Raw genomic sequence first — 26529 nt, 5'->3', positions numbered from 1 at the left:
CGGGGATAGTCCCCTGGTGACCAAACCCGCCGCCGTGCGCCGCCCCGCCTGGGCAGGGCGCAACTACAGCCTGCTGACCGCCGCCGCGATCGTGACCAACCTGGGCAGCCACGGCGCCCTGATCGCGGCGGCGTTCGCTGTGCTCGACTCCGGCGGAGACGGCGGGGACGTGGGTCTGGTGGCGGCGGCCCGCACGCTGCCGCTGGTGCTCTTCCTGCTCATCGGCGGCGCCGTCGCCGACCGGCTGCCGCGCCACCATGTGATGGTCGCGGCGAACGCGCTCAACTGCCTCTCGCAGGCGGTCTTCGCCGTGCTCGTCATCTCCGGCACGCCCCCGCTGTGGTCGATGATGCTGCTCACCGCGCTCGGCGGCACCGGCCAGGCGTTCTTCGGCCCGGCGGCCGAAGGCATGCTGATGTCGACCGTCAGCGGCGAACAGGCGAGCCGCGCCTTCGCCCTCTACCGCATGGCGATGCAGGGCGCGGGCCTCGGCGGCGCCGCGCTCGGCGGTCTGATGGTCGCGGCGATCGGGCCCGGCTGGGTGCTCGCCGTGGACGCGGTGGCGTTCGCGGCGGCCGGAGCCCTGCGGTCGTTCCTCGACGTCAGCCACATCCCGAAGCGCGAGCCCGGCGGCGGACTGCTCTCCGATCTGCGGGAAGGCTGGCGAGAGTTCATCGGCCGGCCGTGGCTGTGGGCGATCGTCGCGCAGTTCTCCGTGGTGGTGGCGGTGGTCGGCGCGGCCGAAGCCGTCTTCGGCCCGCTGGTCGCCAGGGACGAACTGGGCGGCGCGGGGCCCTGGGGTCTGGCGCTCGGCGCGTTCGGTGCGGGCACGGTCGGCGGCGCGTTCCTGATGATGCGGTGGAAGCCGCGGCGCCTGCTGCTGGCGGGCACCCTCTGCGTCTTCCCACTCGCGTTGCCCTCGGCGGCGCTCGCGGTGCCGTTGCCGGTGTGGGGCCTGGCGGCGGTGATGTTCGTCAGCGGCGTCGCGATCGAGGTCTTCGGCGTCTCCTGGATGACGACGATGCACCAGGAGATCCCCGAGGAAAAGCTGTCGCGGGTCGCCGCGTACGACTGGTTCGGCTCGATCGCGATGGTCCCGCTCGCCACGGCGCTCGCGGGCCCCGCGGAGCTCGCCTTCGGGCGCTCGGCCTCGCTGTGGGGCTGCGCGGCGCTGGTGGTCTTGGTGACGGCGCTGGTGCTCTTCGTCCCGGACGTGCGCAATCTGACGCGGCGCACGGCGTCGAAGGAGGTCGCCAAGGCGGCCGCTCTCCCCCCGCCCGGCCCCCCGCTGGGAACGTCAGCCGACGCTGAAGGCCCCGCCGGGCGGCTCGGCTGACGCCACCACGCCATCGCCCCGCACCGGCTACGCGTCACCAATGAAGACACACGGCGCCCAAGGCCATCGCCAAGACAGCCACCTCCTCTGCCGCTCTCCCGATCGAGACCCCAGTCGCACCCTCAACCGACGCTGAAAGCCCCACCGGGCGGCTCGGCTGACGCCACCACGCCATCGCCCCGCACCGGCTACGCGCCACCAATAAAGGCACACGGCACCCAAGGCCATCGCCAAGACAGCCACCTCCTCTGCCGCTCTCCCGATCGAGACCCCAGTCGCACCCTCAACCGACGCTGAAAGCCCCACCGGGCGGCTCGGCTGACGCCACCACGCCATCGCCCCGCACCGGCTACGCGCCACCGATGAAGACACACGGCACCCAAGGCGATCGCCAAGACGGCCACTTCCTCTACTGCCCCCTCGGCCACCGAGCCGTACGCTCTCCCGATCGAGACCCCGGTGGCATCCTCAACCGATGCTGAACGCCCCGCCGGGCGGCTCAGGTGACGCCACCGCGTCCTCGTCCCGCACCGGCTTCGCGTCACCGGTGAACAGGCGTAGCGCCGCCCCGTGCTCGACGCGTGCCGGGAAGATGTCGGCCGCCGCCCGCCGGGCCAGTGCCTCGACCTCGATCGCTTCGTGCGAGGCGACGAGCACCGCGTTGCCGAACCGGCGGCCGCGCAGCACGGTCGGCTCGGCGATCAGCGCGACCTGCCCGAACACCTCGGCGAAGGTGGCGAGCTGCGAGCGGAGGAAGTCGAAGGGCGCTCCGTCGGCGAGGTTCGCCGCGTAGACGCCGCCCGCCCGCAGGACCCGCTCGGCGGCGCGCGCGTAGGCCATCGAGGTGAGATGGGCGGGTACCCGTGAGCCGCCGAAGACGTCGGCGACGAGTACGTCGGTGCTGTCGGGTGCCGCCGCTTCGAGCCACTGCCGGGCGTCCGCGCCGTGCACGGTGATCCCGGAGTCCGCGGGCAACGGCAGCCGCTCGGTGATGAGTTCGAGCAGCCCTCGGTCCGCCTCCACGACGTCCTGGCGCGATCCCGGCCGGGTCGCGGCGACATAGCGGGGCAGGGTGAGTGCGCCGCCGCCGAGGTGGACGACGTCCAGGGGGCGGTCGGGGTCGGCCGCGGTGTCGATGACGTGGGCGAGCCGCTGCGCGTACTCGAACTCCAGATGCGTGGGCGCGTCCAGATCGACGTACGACTGAGGCGCCCCGTCGACCGTGAGCAGCCAGGCGCGGGGCCGGTCCACGTCCGGCATCAGTTTGGCGGTGCCGTGATCCACGTCCTTGATGACGGCTATCGCCTCGTCCGCGCGTTCGTCCTCAGTCACCGCTCCATTGTGCCCGCCCGGCCCGGGGGTGGATCCCCCGAGCCGGGCGGGCATCGCGGCCGTCAGCCGACCTCGGTCACCGTGCCCGCGCCGACGGTGCGGCCGCCCTCGCGGATCGCGAAGCCGAGCCCCGTCTCCAGGGGCATGTCGCGGCCGAGCTCGACCGTCATGGTGACGGTGTCGCCGGGCCGGGCCACGGCGGCGTCGCCGAGGTCGACGTCGCCGACCACGTCCGCCGTGCGGAGGTAGAACTGCGGCCGGTAGCCGGTCGCGATCGGCGTCGACCGTCCGCCCTCCTTGGTGGACAGGACGTACACTTGGGCGGTGAAGCGGCTGCTTGGACTGACGCTCCCCGGCTCCACGACGACGTGCCCGCGTCGCACGGCGTCGCGTGGCACACCGCGCAGGAGCAGGGCCACGTTGTCGCCGGCCTGCGCGGACTCCATCGGCTTGCCGAAGGTCTCGAGCCCGGTGACGACCGTCTCCGTCTCCGCCCCGAGCACCTCCACCCGGTCGCCGACCCGCACCTGACCGCGCTCGACGGCTCCGGTGACGACGGTTCCGCGCCCGGTGATGGTGAGCACGTTCTCCACCGAGAGCAGAAAGGGCGCGTCGACGTACCGCTCGGGCATGGGCACATAGGTGTCCACCGCGTCGAGCAGCGCCTCGATGGCGGCGGCCCACCGCGGGTCGCCCTGAAGCGCCTTCAGCCCCGAGACCCGTACGACCGGTACGGAGTCGCCCCCGTACCCGTGCGCGGAGAGCAGCTCGCGCACCTCCAGCTCGACGAGGTCCGTGAGCTCCTCGTCGCCCGCGTCCGCCTTGTTGAGCGCGACCACGATGTGGTCGACCCCGACCTGGCGGGCGAGCAGCACGTGCTCGGCGGTCTGCGGCATGATCCCGTCGAGCGCGGAGACGACGAGGATCGCCCCGTCCAGCTGCGCGGCCCCGGTGACCATGTTCTTGACGTAGTCGGCGTGGCCCGGCATGTCGACGTGGGCGTAGTGCCGGGTGTCGGTCTCGTACTCGACGTGCGAGATGTTGATGGTGATGCCGCGCTGCGCCTCCTCGGGGGCGCGGTCGATGCGGTCGAAGGGCACGAACGTGCCGGTGCCGCGCTCGCTGAGGACCTTGGTGATGGCGGCGGTCAGGGTGGTCTTGCCGTGGTCGACGTGGCCCATCGTGCCGATGTTGAGGTGGGGCTTGGTGCGGATGTATGCCGTCTTGGACATGGCGGTTCCTTCTGGGGAACTCGAAGCTGAAGTCCTGGGCTCACGCCATCGCGTGCGCGCTCGGGACGGGGACCCCGGGGCCGAACCGACCCTCCCCCTATGGGGTCCGCCGGAGTGTCCGGGGAGGGTCAGCGTCGGGCGCCGTCGACAGGAAGTGCGGCGAAGTGGAGGACGGCAGCCTCCGCAGCGCCCGCGACCGCGGGCGAAGCTGCGTGAAAGGCGTACCGGAACATGTGGCAGATCATTGCCGACGGCCGGGGGTACGTCGAATGGTTTTCGCCGGGTGGTCCGTGCGCTCCGGGCGGGCGTGAAGTCCGGTGCGGTCAGAGGTTCTTGAGGGCCTCGCGCGCCGAGAGCGGCGCGAAGCGTCCGCGCTCCCGCCCGACGAAGCCGCGTACCGCGTCCGGATCGGTCTTGGCGTACTCGCGCAGACACCAGCCGATGGCCTTGCGGATGAAGAAGTCGGGGTGGCCGGACTGGCGCAGGCAGTAGGCGAAGAGGCGTTCGGTGTCGGTGGCGTCCTTGTACCGGAGCTGGTGGAGGAGGGCGGTGCGGGCCACCCACAGGTTCTCGTCCTCGATCCAGGCGTCCATCTCGGCCCTGAGCTTCGGGTCGGCGGCGACCAGACCGCCGACGACGTGCGCGGCGAGCGCGTCGACCGTGTCCCACCAGGAGACCGTCGTGACGAGGTGGCGGGCGACCGGCAGGAAGCCCGACGAGAGATGCTCCACGTGGCGGCGCAGGTAGTCGCCCGCGAAGTACGCGTACTCGCGCTCCGGCAGCTCCCAGGAGCGCAGCGCGATCGCGGTGCAGTCGGTCTCGTCGGGGCGCGGGAGCCCGGCGAGGACCGTGCGGTCCAGCTCACGGCGCAGCGGCGAAGGCAGTCCGAGGAAGGGGGCGACGTCCTTCATGTACGCCCGCGCCTGCCGGGCCCGCTCCGGATCGGCCGCCGTCGGGTACGTCGCGGTGAGCCGCTCCATGACGGTGTCCGCCAAGTCGCTGCCCGGGACTGTGACGCTCATGAGACGCACCATACGGCGATCACACACATATGTCGGTTAGTCTCCCCGGATGCTCGACACCGCCGCCACCCGCCCGCAGGGCCTCGCCGTGCGCTGTTCCAGGGCGCTGCTCTCGCCCTGGTCGCGGCTGTCTCTGCTGGTGGTGCTGCTCGCGGCGGCCGGGACGTGCGTGCTGCTCTTCGAGCCGCAGCGGCTCCTGTCCGACGGCGGGCTCCGGCAGCTGGGCGGCGTCGCCGCCGTGACGGTGTTCGCCGTCGCGTACGGCCTGTGCACCACGGCGTTCGTGCCGCGTCCGCTGCTCAATCTGGCGGCGGGCGCCCTGTTCGGTTCGCAGGCGGGCCTCACCGCGGCCCTCGCCGGCACGGTCCTGGGCGCCGGGATCGCCTTCGGGCTCGGCAGGATGCTGGGGCAGGACGCGCTGCGCCCGCTGCTCCGCGGGCGCTGGCTCCGGGCAGCAGACGGGCAGCTGAGCAGGCACGGCTTCCGGTCGATGCTGGCGGCGCGGCTGTTCCCCGGGGTGCCGTTCGCGGCCGCCAACTACTGCGCGGCGGTCTCCCGCATGGGATGGCTGCCGTTCCTGCTCGCCACCGGCCTGGGGTCGATCCCGAACACCGCCGCGTACGTCATCGCGGGCGCCCGCGCGTCGACGCCGACGTCCCCGGCCTTCCTGGTCGCGATGGGCTTCATCGCGGTGACGGGCCTCGCGGGCGCACTGGTGGCCTGGTTCAAGCGCCACCAGCTGCGGGGCCGGTAGAGCCTGCGCAGGGGCGCGAAGAACCGCACGCCTTGTCCTGTGGCACAAGCCGAGCGGTTCTTCTTGTGCGCGGGAACGAATCGCCCGCTGCCTGACCGGCGCGACACTCGCTGGGTTCCGAAACGGAGTCATTCCGACACGGAGTCCGACGGAGGTCGTTGCCGGTGTCCACTGTGGTTGCCAGGCCCGCACCACCAGGTGCGTCGGCGGGAGTGCTGGAAAGCCCGTGGCTGTCCTTCTTCGGGCGGCGGCTCGGGCGGTTCGTGGTGTCGCTGTGGGTGGTGGTGACCGCCGCCTTCGCGATGATCCATCTGATGCCCGGGGATCCGGTGCGCTCCGCGCTCGGCATGACGGCGCCGGTGGAGACGGTGAACGCGCGGCGCCACGCGCTGGGCCTCGACGACGGTCTCCTCACCCAGTACTGGCACTACCTGCGCTCGGTGTGCGGCGGTGACTTCGGCACGTCCGTCCTGAGCGGCCTGCCGGTGTCGCAGCAGATCGGTGACCGCCTGCCTGCGACCGCCCAACTGGCCCTCGCGGCGTTCGCCGTCGCCATGGTGGTGGCGGTTCCGGTCGGTGTGGTGATGGCCGTCCTGACCCGGGGCGGGCGGCGCAGGGGCGGGGAGCTGGCGTTCACGTCCACCAGCGTGCTCTTGGCGGCCGTGCCCGAATTCCTGCTGGCGGTCGGGCTCGTCTACGTGTTCTCGGTCCACCTGGGGTGGTTCCCCGTGGCCGGGCGCGGGGGCTTCGCCTCGTACGTCCTTCCCGTGCTCGCGCTGGCCGTCGGCCCCGCCGCCGTCCTCGCGCGCATCGTGCGGGTCGAGATGCTGGCCGTCCTCGGCGACGACTTCATCCGCACGGCACGCGCCAAACGGCTGCCCGCCCGGCGGATCTACGCACGGCACGCGCTGCCCAACGCGCTCACCGCGACGCTGACCATGGGCGGCCTGGTCCTGACGAGCCTGGTGGCCGGGACGGTCCTGGTGGAGAACGTCTTCGCGTGGCCGGGCCTCGGCTCGACGATCGTGCAGTCGATCCAGCAGAAGGACTACCCCGTGGTGCAGGGGATCGTCCTCGTCTACGGGATCGGCGTACTGGCCGTGAATCTGCTGGTCGACGTGGTGCTCGCGCTGCTGGATCCGCGCTCGACGATCCGGGAGGCCTGAGCCATGCGGAACGCCGGTACGAAGACCCTGGCCGTCGTGCGCACCCCCGTGGGGGCCGCTTCCGCCGCGCTGCTGGTGGTGCTGCTCGCCCTTGCCCTGTTCGCGCCCCTGCTGTGGGGCGACCGGGCGTCGGCGGTGGACGTGGACGCGCTCCAACAGGGGCCGACCGCCGCGCACTTGCTCGGCACGGACAGCCTGGGGCGGGACGTTCTCGCCCGCGTCCTCGTCGCGACACGGCTCTCCCTCCTGCTCGCCCTGACGGCCACGGCGATCGGGGTGGTGACCGGCACGCTCCTGGGGACGGCACCTTCCGTGCTCCCCCGGTGGGCGGGGCGGCTCGTGACCTCCGTCGTGAACATCGCCGTGGCCTTCCCCGGGCTGCTGCTCGCCCTGTTCTTCGCCATGATCTTCGGGGTCGGGGCCAAGGGCGCGGTGCTCGCCATCGGGCTCGCCATGGCGCCCGCGTTCGCCCGCCTCACGCAGACGCTGGCCGCGGGGATCGCGGGGCGGGACTTCGTGGCGGCGGCGCGGGTGGCCGGGGTCGGGCGGTTCCGTCTCCTTGTGCGGCACGTGCTGCCCAACATCGGCGAGCCGCTGGTGGTCAACGCCACCATCGGCGCGGGGATGGCGCTGCTCGCCTTCGCCGGGCTCTCGTTCCTCGGCATCGGGGTGCAGGCACCGGAGTACGACTGGGGGCGGCTCCTCGGGGAGGGGCTCAACCAGATCTACGTCAATCCGACGGCGGCCCTCGCGCCGGGTGTCGCGGTGGTGGTCGCCGGGCTCGCGTTCAATCTGTTCGGGGAGACGGTGGCGGGGGTGGTGGGGGCGCGTGCCTCGGCGGCTCCGAAGGTTCCCGCTTCCCGGAAGGCCAAGGGCGCGGCGACGGTGGCCGTGTCGAGGGAGTCCGCCGCGGGCGACCCCGTGCTGGTCGTGGAGGATCTGCGCGTCTCCTTCCCCGGGGCATCGGGGCCCGTGACGCCGGTGCGGGGCGTCAGCTTCACCGTCGGCGCCGGGGAATCCGTCGGTGTGGTCGGTGAGTCCGGCTCCGGGAAGAGCTTGACCGCGCTCGGTGTCTCCCGGCTGATCGAGGCGCCGGGAGTGGTGTCCGCGGCTCGCCTGGACTTCCTCGGCACGCCGCTCCTGAGGGCGTCCGACGCCGAGGCCCGCGGGCTTCTCGGTACGTCGCTCGCGCTGGTCTTCCAGGATCCGATGACCTCCTTCAACCCGACCCGGCGCATCGGACGCCAGCTCGCCGAGGTCTCCGAGCAGCACCAGGGGCTCTCCCGCGGCAAGGCGCTCACGCGGGCCGTCGAGCGGCTGCGCGAGGTGCGGGTGCCGGCGGCCGAGCGCCGGGCACGCCAGTATCCGCACGAGTTCTCCGGCGGCATGCGGCAGCGGGCGATGATCGCGATGGGGCTCATGGGCGAGCCGCGCCTGGTCATCGCCGACGAGCCGACCACCGCCCTGGACGTCACCGTGCAGCGCCAGGTGCTGCGGCTGCTCGCCCAGGTGCGGGAGAACGAAGCCGGGGCACGGCAAGAGGGTGCGGCCGGGGTGCCGCGGCAGGGCGAGGCCGGGGCACCGCGACAGGGCGAGGCCGGGGCACCGCGACAGAGCGAGGCCGGGGCACCGCGACAGAGCGAGGCCGGGGCACCGCGACAGGACGAGGCCGGGGCACCGCGGCAGGGCGAGGCCGGGGCACCGCGACAGAGCGAGGCCGGGGCACCGCGACAGAGCGAGGCCGGGGCACCGCGACAGAGCGAGGCCGGGGCACCGCGACAGAGCGAGGCCGGGGCAGGTCAACAGGGCGTACCCGCCGCGCTGTTGCTGATCAGCCATGACATCACCGTGGTGGCGCAGAGCTGCCGCCGGGTCCTGGTGATGTACGCCGGGCGGATCGTGGAGGACCTGCCCACCGCCGGTCTGCGCACCGCCGCGCGCCACCCCTACACCCGGGCGCTCCTGGCCGCCGTACCGGCGCTCGACACGGACCGGGACGCGCCGCTCGCGGTCATCCCGGGGCGGCCGCCGGAGCCCGGCGAGGTGGGCGCGGGCTGCGCGTTCGCCGCGCGCTGCGCGTTCGCCGACGAGCGGTGCCGGGCCGAGGATCCGGCGCCCTCGGACGTGAGCTCCGGCCAAGGCGCGCACCGAGTGGCCTGCTGGCATCCGCAGGGCGTCGGGCCCGAGCCCCGCCCTCCAGGTCCGGGCAGCGGTTCACATGTCGACGTCGAGGCCGCCGGAGGTGGCGCGTGAGCGAGCTGGTCTTTGATCGGGTGAGCGTGCGGTACGGAAGCCGGCGCGGCGGACTCACCGCCGTCGACGGCGTCAGTCTGACCGTGCCGTCCGGCCAAGTGGTGGGCCTGGTGGGCGAGTCGGGGTCCGGGAAGTCGACGCTCGCCCGCAGCGCCGTCGGCCTCGCGCCCGTCAGCGCGGGAAGGGTGCTGCTCGGCGGCACCGACGTACGGCACCTGACGGGGCGCCGTCCGCTGCAGATGGTGTTCCAGGATCCGTACTCCTCGCTGGACCCGCGCATGAGCGTCGGCGCCTCGATCGGCGAGGCGATGCCGCGCGGCGAGCGGGCGAAGGAGAAGCGGGCCGAGGTCGCGCGGCTCCTCGAACTGGTCAATCTCGACCCGGACCGCGCCACTGCCCTGCCCGGCCGACTCTCCGGCGGCCAGCGCCAACGCGTGGCGCTGGCGCGCGCGTTGGCCGGCAAGCCGCGGGTGGTGATCGCCGACGAGATCACGTCCGCGCTCGACGTGTCGGTGCAGGGCGCCGTGCTCAATCTCGTACGGGACGTACGGCAGCGTCTGGGCCTGTCCATGCTGTTCATCTCGCACAACCTCGCCGTCGTGCGCCATCTCAGCGATGTCATCGCCGTCATGTACCTGGGGCGGATCGTCGAGGCGGGACCCGCGGAGCAGGTGCTTTCCGATCCTCAACACCCCTATACCCGCGCCCTGTTGAGCGCCGCCCCGTCCTGGAACACTCCTCTGTTCGAGGACAACGGTGGCGCGGGCACCGCCGACGCCGAGCCGAGCGACCCGCACCGCCCGCCACCCGGCTGCCGCTACCACCCGCGGTGCGCGCTCGGCCCTCTCGCCAGGACCGGCCGCGACCTCTGCCGCACCGCCGACCCCGCGCAGGACGCCGAGCGGCGTCCACACCTGGCTGCCTGTCACTTCGCGGGGGAACCCGCCGAGCCGAAGGGAACCCACACATGACCACGGCACCGAGCCAAGCCGCCGAGCTGCACCGGCGCAGCGTCGTCGCCGACACCCACAACGACCTGCTCTGCGCGGTGACGGCCAGGCCCGTCGACCAGTGGGCGGCGTTCTTCCGCGAGCAGTGGCTGCCCCAGCTCCTGGCGGGCGGCGTAAACGTACAGGTGCTTCCGGTGTTCATCGACGACACGTACCGGCCCGAGGGAGCGCTGCGCCAGACGCTGCGCATGATCGAGGCCGCGCACCGCATCGCCGCGGGCAACGCCGACGCGGTCCGGCTCTGCCGCGACGGCGCCGAGGTGGACGCCGCCCTGGACGACGGCAGGATCGCGCTCGTGCTCGCCCTGGAGAGCGCTCCGGGCGTCGCCGAGGACGTCGAACTCCTGGAGACCCTCTACCGGTTGGGCGTACGGATCGCCTCCCTCGCACATTTCGGACGTACCCCGCTCGCCGACGGCAGCGGCGAGGACGCGGCCGGGAGCCGGCTGACCCGGGCGGGCGTGGCCGCGCTCGCCGAGATGGAGCGCATCGGCATGATGTTCGACATCAGCCATCTCGGTGCGGCCGGTGTGGACCACGTGCTGGAGCTGGCATCACGGCCGGTCATCGCCACGCACTCCTCCGCGCGTGCGCTGCGCGACCACCACCGCAATCTCACCGACGACCAGGTGAAGGCCACCGCGGCGAACGGCGGCGTGGTGTGCGTGAACTTCTTCGCCCCGTTCCTCCACGAGAGCGACTACACCCTGGACCGGCTCGTCGACCACATCGAGCACCTCGCGGACGTCGCGGGCCTCGATCACGTCGGTCTCGGCCCGGACTTCGTCCAGGAGGTCATGGCCGACACCACCCCGCCCTGCTGCGCGCACCCCGTGATCGAAGGCGTCCGCACCGACCAGTTCCTGCCGGGCCTCGAAGGTCCCGCCGGGCTTCCGCTGGTGACCGAGGGCCTGCTGCGGCGCGGCTGGGCCGACGGCGACGTCGCCGGGGTCCTCGGCGGCAACGTGCTCCGCCTCTTCCGTGACGGCCTGGGACAGCCCGCCTCCTGACCACCGCCCCCCGACGTCCGACTTCTTAGGAGGTGGCGCACCGTGACCCCACGCCTGCGCATCGACGACCTGTACGACTTCGCGGTGCCCGAGCAGCCCGCGGTCTCGCCGGACGGCTCCGAGATCGTGTACGTGCTGCGCACCGCCGACCGCGACGCCGACCGCGACGTACGCACGCTGTGGCAGGTCGGCGCCACCGGCGGCACCCCACGCCAACTGACGCGCGGGACCGCTGACTTGGCCCCCGCCTGGTCACCCGACGGGACCCGGATCGCCTTCCTGCGCACGCCGGGCGACGGGCCCGCGCAGGTGTGGCTGCTTCCCATGGCGGGCGGCGAGCCCGAGCAGCTCACGACGCTGCCGCTCGGCGCGGGCGCGCCGGTGTGGAGCCCGGACGGCGGCGCGCTCGCGTTCACCGCGCCGGTCGACCCCACGGCGTCCGACGGCGGGGCGGACGACGGCACGGCGGACGACGCGCGGGCCGAGGCGCCCGTCGTCGCCCGGCGCCTGGACTACAAGGCCGACGGCGCGGGCCTGCTGCGCACGGTCCGCACCCACCTGCACGTGGTCGGCGTCGCCGACCGCGAGGTCCGGCAGATCACGCGAGGAGACTGGCACGCCGCCGCCCCCGCCTGGTCACCCGACGGCACCCGCCTGGCGTTCCCCGCGGCACGCGACGAGGACTCCGACCTGACGTTCCGCAGCGCGGCGTACGTCGTCGATGTGGGCCCGCGCCAGGCGGAGCCCGTACGCGTGGGGTCGGCCGAAGGACAGGCCGCGGCCGTGACGTGGTCGGCGGACGGCGACGCGCTCCTCGTCGTCGGCTCGGCCGGCACCGCCGTCGGCCACGCCCGGCTGCTGCGCGTGCCGGTGGACGGCGCGGAGGCGACCCCGCCCGCCGACCTCACGGGCGCCCTGGACCGCAACCTCATGCTCGGCGGCCCCGCCTACCCCGGTGCGCTGCCCCGGCTCACCGCCGACGGACGCGACGTACTCGTCTGCCTGCGCGACCGCGGCTGCACCCATCTGTACGTAGTCGGCGCCGACGGGAGCGGCACCCCGCGTCGCGTGGTCGGCGGTGACGCGGTCCAGGTCAGCGGGGTGTCCACCGCGGGCGACACCGTCGCGGTCGTCCTGTCCACCGCGACCTCCTACGGGGAGATCGCCACGGTCGACCTCGCCACCAGGACGGTCACCACCCGCACCGGGCACGGCGGCCCCGAGGCTCCTGAAGGTCCCGAAGCTCCCGAGGCTCCCGCGCTGTTCGTGCGCGAGGAACGGGAGTTCACCGTGTCCGACGGCACGGTGGTGCAGGGCTGGCTGGTGCGCGACCCGGCGCGCCGCGGCCCCGCTCCCCTGCTCCTGGACATCCACGGCGGCCCGCACAACGCGTGGAACGGCGCGGCCGACTCCGGGCACCTCTACCACCAGGTGCTCGCCGCCCGCGGCTGGACGGTGCTGCTTCTCAACCCGCGGGGCAGCGACGGCTACGGCGAGGAGTTCTTCACCGCGGCGCTCGGCGGCTGGGGGCTGAAGGACGCAGCTGACTTCACCGAGCCCCTCGACCAGCTCGTCGCCGAGGGGATCGCCGACCCGCGGCGCCTCGCCGTCACCGGGTACAGCTACGGCGGGTTCATGACCTGCTATCTGACCAGCCGTGACGACCGGTTCGCCGCGGCCGTCGCGGGCGGTGTGGTCAGCGATCTGACCAGCGTCGCCGGTACGTCCGACGCCGCGCACCTGCTCGGCGTGGCCGAGCTGGGCGGCCCGCCGTGGACGGACCGCGAGCACTACGCGCGGCAGTCGCCGCTCACCCACGTCGACCAGGTGAGCACCCCGACCCTCGTCCTGCAGGGCGGCGCCGACGAGCGCTGCCCGGTCGGGCAGGCGGAGCAGTGGTTCACGGCGCTGCGGGCGCGAGGCGTGCCCACCGAGCTGGTCCTCTACCCGGGCGGCGCGCACCTGTTCCCGCTCGACGGCCCGCCCTCGCACCGAGCCGACTTCAACTGGCGCGTCGTGGACTGGGTGGAGCAGTACGCAGGTGAGCCAGGACGGCCGCGCAAGGTGCCGCTCGACACGGCCCACTGGCAGCGCCGCCTTGCCGAACTGGCCACGGCACACCGGGTTCCCGGCGCGGCCCTCGGCATTCTGCGGCTCGGCGCGGACGGCGCGGGGCACTCGGACGGCGCGGGGGATGAGGTCCTGCGGGCCCACCACGGCGTCCTGAACACCGCCACCGGCGTCGACGTCACCGACGACTCGGTCTTCCAGATCGGGTCCATCACCAAGGTCTGGACGTCGACCGTCGTCTTGCAGCTCGTCGACGAGGGCAAGCTGGACCTGGACGCCCCGCTCGTCGACGTACTGCCCGAACTGCGCCTGGCCGACCCGGCCGTCACCAAGCAGGTGTCGATGCGGCACCTGCTCACCCACACCAGCGGCATCGACGGCGACGTCTTCACCGACACCGGCCGCGGCGACGACTGCCTGGAGCGCTACGTCGAACTCCTGGAGGAGACGCTCCAGAGCCATCCCCTCGGCGCGACGTTCTCGTACTGCAACTCGGGCTTCAACCTGGCGGGGCGGGTCATCGAGAAGCTGACGGGGCTCACCTGGGACGGCGCGCTGCGCGAACGCCTCTTCACACCGCTCGGCCTGAAGCGTGCGCTGACGCTCCCCGAGGAGGCGCTCCTCCTGCGCGCCGCCGTCGGACACGTCGCCGACGGCGACGCGGATCCCGCGCCCGCCCCGGTGTGGGGGCTACCGCGCTCGGTCGGCCCCGCCGGGCTGATCAGCGCCGACACCGCTGACGTGCTCGCCTTCGCGCGGCTGCATCTGACCGGGGGCCTCGGCCCGGACGGCACCCGTGTCCTGAGCGAGGAGAGCGCGGCACGGATGGCGGCCCACCAGACCGACCTGCCGGACCGGCACACCCTGGGCGACTCCTGGGGCCTCGGCTGGATCCGCTTCGGCTGGGACGGACAGCGGCTGTACGGACACGACGGCAACACCATCGGCCAGTCCGCGTTCCTGCGGATCCTGCCCGACCAGGGCCTGGCGGTGACGCTGCTCACGAACGGCGGCAACACCCGGGACCTGTACGAGGACCTGTACCGGGAGATCTTCGCCGAGCTGGCGGGCGTCACCATGCCCCGCCCCCTGACCCCCGCCGACCGGCCGCCGACCGTCGACGGCGCACGGTACACAGGGGTCTACGAGCGGGCCGGCGCCCTCATCGAAGTACACACGGCAGAAGGCGAGTTGAGGCTGCTGCAGACCGTGACGGGGCCCCTCGCCGCGCTGGACCCCACGCCCACCCAGGAGTTCGCGCTCGTCCCGGTCGGCGACTCCCGGTTCGTCTTCCGGCAGCCCGGCACGCGGACCTGGGTCCCGGTCACCTTCTACACGCTGCCGACCGGTGAGCCGTACGTCCACTACAGCGCCCGCACCACCCCGAAGGTGAGCTGACATGACCGTCCCCGCACCTCAATCAGCTTCGCTCGTACGGGACTTCGAGGCGGCGCTGCCCAAGATCCTCGCCGACATCGAACTCCTGGTGCGCTGCGAGTCGCCGTCCGCCGACCTCGCGGCCGTGGCCCGCAGCGCCGATCTGGTGGCCGAGGTGGGCGCCGCACACCTGGCCGCCGCCCCCGAGCGCATCGTCCTCGACGGGCGCACCCACCTGCGCTGGCGGCTCGGCGACGGTCCGCGCCGCGTCCTGGTCGTCGGGCACCACGACACGGTGTGGCCCGTCGGGTCGCTCGCCACGCATCCGTTCGGCGTCGAGAACGGCGTGCTGCGCGGGCCGGGCTGCTTCGACATGAAGACCGGCGTGGTGATGGCGTTCCACGCCCTGGCCGCGCTGGAGAGCACCGACGGCGTGACCGTCCTGGTCACCGGCGACGAGGAGCTCGGCTCGCCCTCGTCCCGCGCGCTCATCGAGGCCGAGGCGCGCGGCTGCGACGCGGCCCTCGTCCTGGAGGCGTCGGCGGACGGCGGGGCCCTGAAGACGGAACGCAAGGGAGTGTCGCGGTACGAGGTACTGCTGCGGGGCCGCGCCGCCCACGCCGGGCTCGAACCCCACCTGGGCGTGAACGCGAGCGTCGAGGCGGCGCACCAGATCCTCGCCACCGCCGCGCTCGGCGACGCCGCCGCGGGAACGACCGTCACGCCGACCGTGCTGGACGCGGGCACGACCACGAACACCGTGGCCGCAGAGGGACGGTTCGCCGTCGATGTGCGGGTGCGCGACACCGCCGAGCAGGATCGCGTGGACGTCGCGATGCGGGCGCTTCGGCCGGTGCTCGACGGCGCCCGAGTCGAGGTCGTCGGGGGTCCCAACCGGCCGCCGATGTCCCGCGACGCGTCGCGGGACCTGTTCGCGCGCGCCGCCCGGATCGCCGACGGCCTGGGCGTCGGACCGCTCTCGGCGGTCGCCGTCGGCGGCGCGTCGGACGGCAACTTCACGGCGGGTGTCGGCACCCCCACCCTGGACGGCCTCGGCGCCGTCGGCGGCGGCGCCCACGCCGACCACGAACACGTCGAGGTGGCCGAGCTGCCCCGGCGGACCGCCCTGCTCACGGCACTGCTGCGGGAACTCCTTGATCACGCCCAGCGCCCCCACGGCAAAGAAGATGACACCAGTGATTGATCTGTCCAGCGACACGGGCCGCACCGCGGGCGCGGGGGACGTGACCGCCGAGGCGGTCGCCGCGGCGGAGTCCGCGGCCCGCTCGGCCCGCGTCTCCGTGTGCCAACTCGCCGACCTGGCGCACCTGGAGGCCGTACAGAGCCTCTACGAGGGAATCTGGCGGCCGGACGGCAAGAACCCGCCGGTGACGACCGAACTGCTGCGCGCGTTCACCAAGGCGGGCAGCTATGTGGGCGGCGCCTTCGACGGCGGCGAACTCGTCGGCGCCTGCGTCGGGTTCTTCTCGCCGCCCGCCGCCGGGGCCCTGCACAGCCACATCGCCGGCGTGGCCGCAAGAATGCGCGGCCGCAGCGTCGGCCACGCGTTGAAACTGCACCAGCGGGCCTGGGCGCTCCAGCGCCAAGTGGCCGAGATCTCCTGGACGTTCGACCCACTCGTGCGCCGCAACGCCTACTTCAACCTCGGCAAACTGGCCGCCGCGGCCACCGAGTACCTGCCCAACTTCTACGGCCCGATGAACGACGGCATCAACGGCACCGACGACACCGACCGCCTCCTGGTCACCTGGCGCCTCGCCGCCCCCGAGGTCGCCCTGGCCTGCGCGGGACAGCGCCCGGCGCCGCGCCCCACGGCGGGCGCCGTCACCGCCCTCGGTGTCTCCCCGCGGGAGACCCCCGTCCTCGGCACCCTCGAAGGCCCGACGGTCCTGGTGGCCGTGCCCGCCGACATCGAGCAACTGCGCGCCACCGACCCCGCACGGGCCGCCGACTGGCGCTCGGCCCTGCGTGACGTCCTGGGCGGGCTGCTCGCGGACGGGGCGCGGATCACCGGCTTCGACCGGGACGGCCGGTACATCGTCGAAAGGAAGAACACGGAATGGAAGCACACGCCATGAAGCTCACCGGAGTCGAGATCCGCCGCGTCCGGATGCCGCTGGTGGCGCCGTTCAGGACCTCGTTCGGCACCCAGACCGTGCGCGAGGCCCTGCTGCTGCGCGCCGTCACGCCCGACGCCGAGGGCTGGGGCGAGTGCGTCGCGATGAGCGATCCGCTGTACTCGTCCGAGTACGTCGACGCCTGCGCGGACGTGCTCCGCCGCTTCCTCGTCCCCGCGCTCACCGGCCGCCGCGACCGGCTCGACGCGTCCGCGGTCGCTCCCGCGCTCAGCCCCTTCAAGGGGCATCTGATGGCGAAGGCCGCCCTGGAGATGGCCGTCCTGGACGCGGAGTTGCGCGAGCGCGGCGTACCGCTGTCGCGGGAACTGGGTGCCGTGCGTGAGCGGGTGCCCTGCGGGGTCTCGGTCGGGATCATGGACTCGGTGCCGGAGCTCCTGGAGGCGGTCGCGGGATACCTCGACAGCGGCTACGTACGCATCAAGCTGAAGATAGAGCCGGGCTGGGACGTGGCGCCGGTGCGTGCCGTCCGCGAGCGGTTCGGCGACGACGTGCTGCTGCAGGTCGACGCCAACACGGCCTACACCCGCGCCGACGCGCGCCACCTGGCCCGGCTCGACCCGTTCGACCTGCTCCTGATCGAACAGCCGCTGCCCGAGGACGACTTGATCGGCCACGCGGAACTCGCCCGCCAGGTGCGTACGCCGATCTGCCTGGACGAGTCCATCACCTCGGCCCGTGCAGCCGCCGACGCGATCGCGCTGGGTGCCACGAGCATCGTCAACATCAAGCCGGGCCGGGTCGGCGGCTATCTGGAGGCCCGCCGCATCCACGACGTGTGCGCGGCGCACGGGGTGCCCGTGTGGTGCGGCGGCATGCTGGAGACCGGGCTCGGGCGGGCGGCGAACGTCGCGCTCGCGGCGCTGCCGGGCTTCACGGTGCCCGGCGACACCTCCGCGTCCGACCGCTACTACCGCGCCGACATCACCGAGCCGTTCACCCTCGAAGACGGCCACCTGCCCGTGCCGACCGGGCCCGGCATCGGCGTGGAGCCGCTGGCGGACGCACTCGACGAGGTGACGGTCTCCACGGAGTGGATTCCCGCCTGATGCCACTGCCTCACGCACCCCTGTCGTACGCGAGGAACTCCCCGTAAGATCACAGCCCGTAATGCCTATACGACGTATAGGACGCCGACGTACAAGAAGCCGAAGCCGTGTCTCGCCCCTACGGGAGGAAACGTGCTCATCCCGGTGACCACCCATCCCCGAGCCAGCCTGCGGCGCGTCCTCGAGGACCTGGGGCCCACCCTCCTCGACCTCGTGTGCGGCGACCCGAACGGCGCCGACGACATCGGCGGCGTCGTCATCCACGACCCGCACGACGAACCCGTGCCGCCCCCGCAGGCGCTGGTGCTCGGTGTCGCCGTGCACGGTCCGGCGCAGATCGTCCACCTCCTCGACGCCCTGGGCACGCAAGGCGCCGCGGGCCTCGTCGTCCGCGCGCCGGTCGCCGTGGACGAGAAGGTCACCGCGGCGGTGACGCGCTCCGGGGTCGCGCTGCTCGGCCTGACGCGCGGCGCCTCGTGGGCGCAGCTCGCCGCGATGCTGCGCGCGCTCATCGCGGAGGGGGACGTCGGGGAGACGGGCCGGGAAACGCTGGGCGGGGTGCCCTCCGGGGACCTGTTCGCGCTGGCCAACGCGGTCGGGGCGCTCCTGGACGCGCCCGTCACCTTCGAGGACCACAGCTGGCGTGTGCTCGCCTTCTCCGGGCGGCAGGACGAAGCGGACTCCTCGCGCGTCGAGACCATCCTCGGGCGCCAGGTGCCGGAACGCTTCACTCGTGTCCTGGAGGAGCGCGGAGTCTTCCAGGCCATGTACCGCAGCGACCGCCCCGTCTACGTGGAGCCTCTCGTGGAGGTGGAGGGCGGCGATCTCAGCCTGCCGCGGGTGGCCCTCGCCGTCCGCGCCGGCGACGAGATACTCGGCTCCATCTGGGCCGCGGTCCACGGCCCGCTCAGCGCCGAGCGCGACCAGGCGCTGCGCGACGCGTCCAAACTGGTCGCACTGCATCTGCTGAGGCTGCGCGCGGGCGCCGACGTCGAACGGCGGCTGCGCGCCGACCTCGTGGGCACGGCCCTTGAGGGCGGGCCCGGCGCGGCCGACGCCGTCGCCCGGCTCGGACTCGCCGAACAGCCCGGCGTGGTGCTCGCCCTCGCCGTCGCGGACCGCACGGACGGCGACCGGTCCGCCGCGCGGCACGCACGGTACGTGGCCGAACGCCAGCGCCTCGCCGACGCGTTCGCGATGCACTTGACCGCCGTGCACCCCCGCTCGGCCGCCGCACTCGTGGGCGACGTCGTCTACGGCATCGTCCCGGCCACGGCAGGCCGTCCCGACGCCGAGGAGCGGGCCTGCCGGGTCGCGGACGAGTTCCTTGAACGCGTGGGCGAACGGCAGGAGTTGCTCGTCGGGGTGGGCCCGCTCGCGCGGGAGAGCGCCGCCCTGCCCGTGTCCCGGGCCGGCGCCGACCGGGCGCTGCGGGTGCTGCGCGCGGGCGAGGGGACCCGCTCGGTGGCCCGCATCACGGACGTACTGGTCGAGTCGCTGCTCCTGGAACTCACGGACGTGATCGCCGAACGCGGCGACCCGCCGTCCGGCCCGGTGGCCCGGCTCGGCGCGTACGACGCGGCGCACCACACCTGCCTGGTCGAGACGTTGCGGGCGTGGCTCGACGCGTTCGGCGACGTGGCGGCGGCGTCCGCCGCCGTCCATGTGCACCCGAACACCTTCCGCTACCGGCTGCGGCGGCTCGCCGAGGTGGGCGGCCTCGACCTCACGGACGCCGACGCGCGCTTCGCCGCCATGCTGCAACTGCGGCTGTGGCCGCACGCGCGCCGGTCCTAGGTCCTGTCCGTTCGACGCCAGGGCCCAGCAGCTCACCCCACCGGTTTGGTGCCGGTCGATGGAACGTGGCCTCCCACATGGTGCGCGCGGACGAATCGCAGCTCGCGGACCACGGCCTAGCCTCGCTGCCAGACCCTCGATGGACAAGCTCGATGGACAAGCTCGATGGACAAGCTCGACGGACAAGGGAGACGCATGTCGAAGACACAGACACCGAGGCAGCAACTCGACGCCCTCCAGGCCTGGTTGAGCGAACGCCTCGCGGATCTGCTCGACGAGAACCAGGTGCCGGGTGCCGCCGTCGCCGTGAGCTTCGGTGACGTGGTGATCGACGCCGCCGCGGGCGTGCTCAGCAAGAACACCGGGGTCGACGCGACACCGGACTCCCTCTTCCAGATCGGCTCGATCACCAAGGTCTGGACGACGACCCTCGCGATGCAACTCGTCGACGAGGGGAAACTGGACCTCGACGCCCCCGTGCGCGACCACCTGCCGGACTTCAAGCTCGCCGACGACGAGGCCGCGGCCCGCATCACCGTGCGGCAGCTGATGTGCCATGTCTCCGGTTTCGAGGGCGACGTCTTCACCGACACCGGGCAGGGCGACGACTGCCTGGAGAAGTTCGTCGCCACGCTCGGCGGCACGCCCCAACTGTTCGCGCCGGGCGAGCGGTTCTCGTACAACAACGCGGCCTACTGCGTGCTCGGCCGGGTCGTCGAAGTGCTGCGCGAGAAGCCGTACGACGTGTGTCTGCGCGAGCACCTCTTCGCCCCGCTGGGCCTCACCCACGCGGCCACAGGACCGTACGAGGCGATTCTGCACCGGGCGGCGGTCGGCCATATCCGGGCCACCCCGGACGCCGATCCGATGCCCGCGCCGGTGTGGGCGCTCGTCCGCTCCAACGCCGCGGCGGGCGCGATGCTCGCCATGCGGCCCCGCGACCTGCTGACGTTCGCCCGGATGCACCTGGCCGACGGCCTGGGACCGGACGGCGCGCGCGTACTCGGCGCCGACAGCGCGCGAGCCATGCGCCGGCCGCAGGTGGACGTACCGCGCCTGGGGCTCATGGGCGACTCCTGGGGGCTCGGCTGGGAGATCTTCGACTTCCCCGGCGGCACCGTCGTCGGCCACGACGGCGGCACCATCGGCCAGTCCTCGTTCCTGCGCGTCGTGCCGGGGCGCGACATCGCGGTGGCGGTCCTGACCAACGGCGGCAATCCGTTCGGCCTCTACACCGAGATCGTCGGACGCGTCCTGCGCGACCTCGCAGACATCGAACTGCCCGCGCTGCCGGTGCCGGACCCTCGGGCGCCGCGCGTCGACGCGTCGCGGTACGTCGGGACGTACGCGTCTTCGGTCGCCGACACGGTGGTCAGCCAGGACGCCGAGGGGCGGATATGGGCCGAGCGGACCCCGAAGGGGATCTTCGCCGAAATCGGCGGCGTGCGGGAGCGGATCGAGCTGGTGGCCTCGCGCGAGGGCACGCTGATCGCCGCCGAGCCGGAGCACGGGGTGCACCGGCTGCACGCGTTCGTCGGCGACGACGGAGCGGGCCACGCCCAGTTCCTGCACACCGGGCGGGCTGACCGCAGGGTGGTGCTGTGAGTGCTGTGAGTGCTGTGGGTGCTGTGAGCAACGTGGGCGCCGTGGGCGCCGTGGGCGCCGTGGGCGCCGTAAGCGCCGTGGGCGCCGTAAGCGCCGTGGGCGCCGTAAGCGCCGTGGGCGCCGTAAGCGCCGTGGGCGCCGTAAGCGCCGTGGGCGCCGTGGGCGCCCTGAGCAACGTCAGCACCGCGAGGACCGTCAGCACCGCGAGGACCGCGAGGACCGCGAGGACCGCGAGGACCGTCAGCACCGCGAGGACCGTCAGCACCGCGAGGACCGCGAGGACCGTCAGCGCCGTCATCGCCACAAGCACCACAAGCGCCACGGCCAATTACGCCGCCTGAACCCGCGCCCCCGACCCGAGCCGGGCCCGCACCGCCGAACCCGCGGCAACACCCGCCGCGCGCACCCCACCCCACACCTCCCACCACCCACAACCCAGCACCCACCACCCACCACAGGGAGACACGGATGAGATCTGCGCGCATCGCCGCGGCAGTCGTCGGCGCCGCCGCTCTCGGCCTCACCGGTTGCGGCGGTGCGCCGAACGCGGGCGGCCCCGCGGCCTCGGGCGGCAGACTGGCCGACGGGAAGAGCTTCACCCTGGCGATGCCGTCCGACCCCGGCACGCTCGACCCGGCGATGACCGTCATGGCGACCGCCATCCAGGCCGACCGCTTCCTCTACGACCCGCTGATCCACGTGGCCAGGGACGGCGGTGTGACGGCCGGTCTCGCCGCGAAGTGGGAGGCGGACACCACCACGGCCCGCTTCACCCTGCGCCCCGGCCTCACCTGCGCGGACGGCGCACCGCTGACCGCGCGCGACGTGGCCGCGAACATCGCGTTCGTGGCCGACCCGAAGAACAGATCGCCGCTGGCCGGCCTGTACGTGAACCCGGGCGCCACGGTGAAGGCCGACAACGAGACCCGTGAGATCACCGTCACCAGCAAGATCCCCGACGCCTTCCTGCTGCGCAACATCGGCATGGTGCCCATCGTCTGCGGCAAGGGCATGGACGACCGCGGCTCGCTCGCGAAAGGGCAGCACGGCACCGGCATGTTCACCCTCACCGAGGCAGTGCCGGGCGATCACTACACCCTGACCCGGCGCGAGGACTACACCTGGGGCCCCGGCACATGGCAGGCCGACCAGAAGGGGCTGCCGGACAAGGTCCACATCCGCGTCGTCGCGAACGAGACCACCGCGGCGAACCTGCTCCTGTCCGGCGAGCTGAACGCCGCTAGTCTCGGCGGGCCCGACCAGCAACGGCTCCTCGGCCGTGGCCAGTTCCACGCCGATGCGACGTCCGCGCGGGGCGAGATGTGGTTCAACCAGGCTCCGGGGCGCCCCACGCGGGACGAGCCGGTGCGGCGCGCCCTCGCCAAGGCCGCCGACCTGGGGGACATCGGCAAGGTGCTCACCGCGGGGACGGGCAAGCCGTCACGGGGGCTCCTCACCGTCGAGCCGAAGCCCTGCAAGGGCGACGCGGTGTCCGGGAACCTGCCCGCCCACGACGTGCGCGCGGCCAAGTCCCTCCTCGACAAGGCGGGTTGGAAGGAGAGCGCCGACAACATCCGCGTCAAGAACGGCAAGCGCCTCACCCTGACCCTCGTCTACCCCAGCCAGATCGGGCAGCCGGCCGCGTCCGCCGCCGAGCTGGTCCAGAAGGCCTGGCAGGACGTGGGGGCGGACGTGACGATCAAGGGAGTCGACAACACGGGCATCAATCAGGTGGTCGCGGGCAACGCGTCCTGGGACGCCGCCGTCCTGCCGCTCGGCCTGGCACTCCCGCCCCAGCTCAGGCCCTTCGTCTCCGGGCCGAAGCCCCCGGACGGCACGAATTTCGCCCACATCGAGAACGACACGTACGCGAAGCTCGCCGACGAGGCCTCGCGCATGCCGGGCGGCGAGGGGTGCCCCACGTGGAGCCGCGCCGAGGAGGCGCTGATCACTTCGGTGGACGTCGTGCCCTTCGTCGACGCCGTCGTGCCGACGTTCGGGGCGGGCGCGCGCTTCGAGCTGAGCCACGGCAGCATCACGCCGTCGTCAGTACGCATGTACGGGGGCTGAACGGAAGGCGACACGCAGGGATACGCCGCCCGCGGACGACGGCCCTCCAGCGGTCTCGTAACCAAGTGACGCTACGCTGCCCCACGGCAAGGGAGTGATCACCCCTCGCTCTCACACCTCCCGTATCCCCCATCACATGACCGCACCCGCAGCCCATGATCCGTAGTTGGACGGCGCAGTTTCCATGTCTTGGCTTGAATCCTTCATCCTCGGGCTCGTCCAGGGACTGACCGAGTTCCTCCCGATCTCGTCCAGCGCGCATCTGCGGCTGACCGCGGCGTTCGCCGGATGGCACGATCCGGGGGCCGCGTTCACCGCGATCACCCAGATCGGCACCGAGGCCGCCGTGCTGATCTACTTCCGCAAGGACATCGCGAGGATCATCTCCGCGTGGTTCGGCTCCCTCCTCGGGAAGGTGCCGCGCTCGGACCACGACGCGCAGATGGGCTGGCTCGTCATCGTCGGCTCGATCCCGATCGGCGTGCTCGGCGTCACGTTCAAGGACCAGATCGAGGGCCCGTTCCGCGACCTGCGGCTCATCGCCACGACACTCATCGTCATGGGCATCGTCCTCGGCATCGCAGACCGCCTCGCGGCCCGCGACGAGACGGGCGGCAAGCACCGCGCCGTCAAGGAACGCAAGAGCCTGAAGGAACTGGGCGTCCGCGACGGCCTGATCTTCGGCATCTGCCAGGCGATGGCCCTGATCCCCGGCGTCTCCCGCTCCGGCGCCACGATCAGCGGCGGCCTGCTCATGGGCTACACCCGCGAGGCCGCGGCCCGCTACTCGTTCCTGCTCGCCATCCCGGCGGTCCTCGCGTCCGGCGCCTTCGAACTGAAGGACGCGGGCGAGGGCGGACACGTGTCCTGGGGCCCCACGATCTTCGCGACGATCATCGCCTTCATCGTCGGGTACGCCGTCATCGCATGGTTCATGAAGTTCATTACGACCAAGAGCTTCATGCCGTTCGTGTACTACCGCATCCTGCTCGGCATCGTGCTGTTCGCCCTGGTGGGCGCGGGTGCGTTGAGTCCCCATGCGGGTGAGTCCGCAGGGTAGAACAGGGTTCTGGCGCAACCGGTCAGAATCGCGGCTCACGGGAGAGACCGGGCCGGTCAGCGAGGGTTCAGCAGTTCTCGTCGACCTTCACCGTGTCGAACTCGACCTTGGTGTCCACGGGGTGCTCGCCCGCCTTCGGAGTCTGTGAGCAGACCTTCCAGTTCCGGTCGAAGGCCTGCAGTCGCCCGGCGCCCGTCGCGTCGGAGGACGTGAGAAGGAAGAACCCTGCGGCCTGTGCCTCGTCTTGGGCGGCCTGCAGGCCCTTGCCCGCCAAGTCGGGGAGCGTCGCCGTCTCCGCTTCCGCGCCCTCGCCCGTGTCGGCGTCGTCCTTCTTCGCGTCGTCGGCCTGGCTCGTCTCCGGCGCCGTGGTGCCGGGGTCAGTGTCCTCGGCGGCGCAGCCGGTGAGTGCGAGTAATCCGGCGGCGGCGAGTGCGGTGACGGCGGTGCGTGTGCGCATGGTCCCCCCTGGGATGTTGTGCGTGAGGGGCATCCTGCGGCATGTGGAGGCAGCGTGGATGGGGAGTGGCTGTCCTCAGACATAAAGAAGGCCCGCGTGGTAGGCCTGCCCCGGTGATCACCGGGGCAGGCCTCCTGATGGGCCTCGGCGAGGAGCTGTGCGGCCACATCCTGTGATCAGGCGGCCTCGCCCCTCATCGTGCCTGAGTTCTTCAGTAGTCGATCAAGCCCGTGGCGCGGGTCGTCCCCTTGAACTGCACGAAGAACTTGGTGTTGTCGAGCACGTCGGTGGCGGCCAGCCCCCAACGGCCTGCGGCCAGCCCGCGCCAGCCGTTGCAGTCCCAGCCCGAACCCTTCTTGAAGCAGGTCCTCACCTCGCGGGACGCGTCCAGCTTCAGGTTGATGTCCTTGCACCTGGTGGTGGTGGTCGCGTAGGTGCCCCTGGCAGGCCAGAAGGCGGGGTCGTTGCTGCCTGTGCCCGGCGAACCGGTGAAACGCGGCGCGTTCACCGTGCAGGCTCGCGCGGTGCTGACGGGTGTGTCCGAGGCCGCTGCCTGCCCTGCTGCGGCCGTCATGCCGCTTCCCAGAAGCAAGGCAGATGCCGCTAACGCTCCGATCTTGGCCTTTCGCATGGTGTTCCCCCTGTCTCGTCACGGGTGTTGCGGTCAAGACAGGAAGCTACAGACGGAGCCGTTCGTACCGCGTCACGCGGTCGTTTGACCTTCTCCTCCACCCCACGCGTCAGTGGGTAAACCAGGGCGGTAGCCGGTGGTGAATCATCCAACGGGTGCGGTAGTGGACGTGCTCACTGCGTCGGAGGTCCAAGGAGCGCCCGCTGATCTCGGCATGCCGGAAGCAGCGGCCTGCCACACCCTGGGGGTGAAGCCCGGCAGAAGCCCTCAGGCAGCAGGAGGAATGACCATGCCCGTCGAGAACGCCACGATGCCGGGCCTTGTCGAGGCGCTGTTCGCGAAGTGGCGTGCCGTCGAGGGGCAGGAGTTGCTCCGCGAAGGGGCCAAGATCGTCCTGCATCTGAAGGATCACGGGCCGCTGCCCATCGAGGTCGCCGACGCGATGCTGCCGGATGCCGAGCGCGCCAAGGGCATCGGCATGGTGCGGTTCTTCCGGGACCGCAAGTACGACCTGGAGATGGACGGCCGCGGCAACATCGTCGGCGCAGGCCTGTCGCTGATCAGCAATTCCCGGCACACCGCCGAGATCGACGGGACACTGTTCCATCAGTGGTGCGTGGCGGATGCCCTGATGTTCCCGATCATCTTCGGGGACCGCTCACCGGTCACGACCACCTGTCCGGCCACCGGGGAGAAGATCACGTTCACGGCGACGCCGGACGGTATCGAGGACTCCTCCCACCCGGACGCCTGGTTCACCCTCGCCCCGGGCACGGGCGGGTCGGTACGGGTCCGCTTCTGTGACCGCGTCAACCTGTAAGCGGACCGGGCAGGCGCCGAGGCAGCGGCCAAGGCCGACCCGGAAATCGCCGCAGGGCCCGCGGGCCAGGCATGGACCATCTCCAAGGACCTCGCCGAGCTCTTCTAGCTCCCCTAGACCCGGCCGGGCTCCGCGTTCCTTCGTTCGCGGCACGCCTTGCAGAACTCCAGGCCCACCCAGATGGCCACGGCGGCGACGGTGGCCAGGACGGTGACACCGACGAGGAACGGGATGATCATGCGGGGAGTTTACCGAAGAGGCACAGCGCCCCACCGCGGCCGGGGCGCTGTGACCAAAGGCATGCCGAAAGACCCTCTTCAGG

The 26529-nt window shown here is 72.5% G+C and carries 21 protein-coding genes; 15 read left to right on the top strand and 6 right to left on the bottom strand.

Annotated elements, in window-relative coordinates:
- The first annotated feature begins 13 nt into the window (after positions 1–13).
- On the top strand, positions 14–1336 hold the full coding sequence (locus tag M4V62_RS35600) for an MFS transporter (RefSeq protein ID WP_249593150.1): 1323 nt from the start codon (positions 14–16) through the stop codon (positions 1334–1336).
- A gap of 468 nt (positions 1337–1804) precedes the next feature.
- On the opposite strand, the gene M4V62_RS35595 is transcribed toward M4V62_RS35600, so the two are convergent.
- From M4V62_RS35595 to M4V62_RS35585, 3 genes are all read right to left on the bottom strand, one after another.
- A complete protein-coding gene (locus M4V62_RS35595) occupies positions 1805–2596 on the bottom strand; it encodes a spermidine synthase (protein WP_249593149.1) in 792 nt (263 codons plus the stop codon).
- Positions 2597–2730: 134 nt separating this feature from the next.
- Entirely contained in the window at positions 2731–3900 is a 1170-nt protein-coding gene (tuf, locus tag M4V62_RS35590) for an elongation factor Tu (protein ID WP_249591290.1), read from the bottom strand.
- Between the two features lie 323 nt (positions 3901–4223).
- Positions 4224–4922: a DNA alkylation repair protein gene (locus tag M4V62_RS35585; protein WP_249591289.1), complete on the bottom strand. Its 699-nt coding sequence runs from the start codon at positions 4920–4922 to the stop codon at positions 4224–4226.
- A gap of 49 nt (positions 4923–4971) precedes the next feature.
- On the opposite strand from M4V62_RS35585, the gene M4V62_RS35580 reads away from it, so the two are divergent.
- The 13 genes from M4V62_RS35580 (at position 4972) to M4V62_RS35520 (ending at position 24299) form a co-directional block, all read left to right on the top strand.
- Positions 4972–5676, top strand: a complete 705-nt coding sequence (locus tag M4V62_RS35580) for a TVP38/TMEM64 family protein (RefSeq protein WP_249591288.1) — start codon at positions 4972–4974, stop codon at positions 5674–5676.
- A 164-nt stretch (positions 5677–5840) separates the two neighbouring features.
- Positions 5841–6842, top strand: a complete 1002-nt coding sequence (locus tag M4V62_RS35575) for an ABC transporter permease (protein WP_249591287.1) — start codon at positions 5841–5843, stop codon at positions 6840–6842.
- Between the two features lie 3 nt (positions 6843–6845).
- The gene (locus tag M4V62_RS35570; protein ID WP_249591286.1) at positions 6846–9095 is read left to right on the top strand and encodes an oligopeptide/dipeptide ABC transporter ATP-binding protein; all 2250 of its coding nucleotides are present in this window, start codon (positions 6846–6848) and stop codon (positions 9093–9095) included.
- Positions 9092–10066: an ABC transporter ATP-binding protein gene (locus M4V62_RS35565; RefSeq protein WP_249591285.1), complete on the top strand. Its 975-nt coding sequence runs from the start codon at positions 9092–9094 to the stop codon at positions 10064–10066. The genes M4V62_RS35570 and M4V62_RS35565 overlap by 4 nt, the downstream gene beginning before the upstream one ends.
- Positions 10063–11115 carry a dipeptidase gene (locus M4V62_RS35560; protein ID WP_249591284.1) on the top strand — a complete coding sequence of 351 codons (1053 nt, stop codon included), beginning with the start codon at positions 10063–10065 and terminating at the stop codon, positions 11113–11115. The genes M4V62_RS35565 and M4V62_RS35560 overlap by 4 nt, the downstream gene beginning before the upstream one ends.
- 42 nt (positions 11116–11157) lie before the next feature.
- Positions 11158–14583 (top strand): serine hydrolase, encoded by a 3426-nt coding sequence (locus M4V62_RS35555; protein ID WP_249591283.1) that lies wholly within the window; start codon positions 11158–11160, stop codon positions 14581–14583.
- 1 nt (position 14584) lies between these two features.
- On the top strand, positions 14585–15766 hold the full coding sequence (locus M4V62_RS35550; protein ID WP_249591282.1) for a M20 family metallopeptidase: 1182 nt from the start codon (positions 14585–14587) through the stop codon (positions 15764–15766).
- Positions 15750–16661, top strand: coding sequence for a GNAT family N-acetyltransferase (locus M4V62_RS35545; protein ID WP_425575232.1), 912 nt, complete (start codon positions 15750–15752; stop codon positions 16659–16661). The genes M4V62_RS35550 and M4V62_RS35545 overlap by 17 nt, the downstream gene beginning before the upstream one ends.
- Positions 16658–17767 carry an o-succinylbenzoate synthase gene (gene menC / locus M4V62_RS35540; protein ID WP_249593148.1) on the top strand — a complete coding sequence of 370 codons (1110 nt, stop codon included), beginning with the start codon at positions 16658–16660 and terminating at the stop codon, positions 17765–17767. The genes M4V62_RS35545 and menC overlap by 4 nt, the downstream gene beginning before the upstream one ends.
- 132 nt (positions 17768–17899) lie before the next feature.
- On the top strand, positions 17900–19564 hold the full coding sequence (locus tag M4V62_RS35535) for a PucR family transcriptional regulator (protein ID WP_249591280.1): 1665 nt from the start codon (positions 17900–17902) through the stop codon (positions 19562–19564).
- A 195-nt stretch (positions 19565–19759) separates the two neighbouring features.
- The gene (locus M4V62_RS35530; RefSeq protein WP_249591279.1) at positions 19760–21169 is read left to right on the top strand and encodes a serine hydrolase domain-containing protein; all 1410 of its coding nucleotides are present in this window, start codon (positions 19760–19762) and stop codon (positions 21167–21169) included.
- Positions 21170–21637: 468 nt separating this feature from the next.
- Positions 21638–23239 carry an ABC transporter substrate-binding protein gene (locus M4V62_RS35525; RefSeq protein WP_249591278.1) on the top strand — a complete coding sequence of 534 codons (1602 nt, stop codon included), beginning with the start codon at positions 21638–21640 and terminating at the stop codon, positions 23237–23239.
- 184 nt (positions 23240–23423) lie between these two features.
- Positions 23424–24299, top strand: coding sequence for an undecaprenyl-diphosphate phosphatase (locus M4V62_RS35520; protein WP_249591277.1), 876 nt, complete (start codon positions 23424–23426; stop codon positions 24297–24299).
- 67 nt (positions 24300–24366) lie between these two features.
- On the opposite strand, the gene M4V62_RS35515 is transcribed toward M4V62_RS35520, so the two are convergent.
- Both M4V62_RS35515 and M4V62_RS35510 read right to left on the bottom strand, forming a co-directional pair.
- Positions 24367–24756, bottom strand: coding sequence for a PASTA domain-containing protein (locus tag M4V62_RS35515; RefSeq protein ID WP_249591276.1), 390 nt, complete (start codon positions 24754–24756; stop codon positions 24367–24369).
- Between the two features lie 211 nt (positions 24757–24967).
- Positions 24968–25330, bottom strand: a complete 363-nt coding sequence (locus M4V62_RS35510; protein WP_249591275.1) for a hypothetical protein — start codon at positions 25328–25330, stop codon at positions 24968–24970.
- A 346-nt stretch (positions 25331–25676) separates the two neighbouring features.
- Between M4V62_RS35510 and merB the strand changes: the two genes are divergently transcribed.
- Positions 25677–26207, top strand: a complete 531-nt coding sequence (gene merB, locus M4V62_RS35505) for an organomercurial lyase (RefSeq protein WP_249591274.1) — start codon at positions 25677–25679, stop codon at positions 26205–26207.
- Positions 26208–26320: 113 nt separating this feature from the next.
- Here the strand turns inward: merB and M4V62_RS43640 are convergent, their stop codons facing one another.
- On the bottom strand, positions 26321–26446 hold the full coding sequence (locus M4V62_RS43640) for a hypothetical protein (protein ID WP_283779125.1): 126 nt from the start codon (positions 26444–26446) through the stop codon (positions 26321–26323).
- Positions 26447–26529: the final 83 nt, after the last annotated feature.

Origin of the sequence: Streptomyces durmitorensis (assembly GCF_023498005.1) — a bacterium.
Taxonomy (GTDB): Bacteria; Actinomycetota; Actinomycetes; order Streptomycetales; family Streptomycetaceae; genus Streptomyces; species Streptomyces durmitorensis.
The sequence above is the reverse complement of the archived record's forward strand: the minus strand, read 5'-3'. Positions and strand labels throughout refer to the sequence as shown.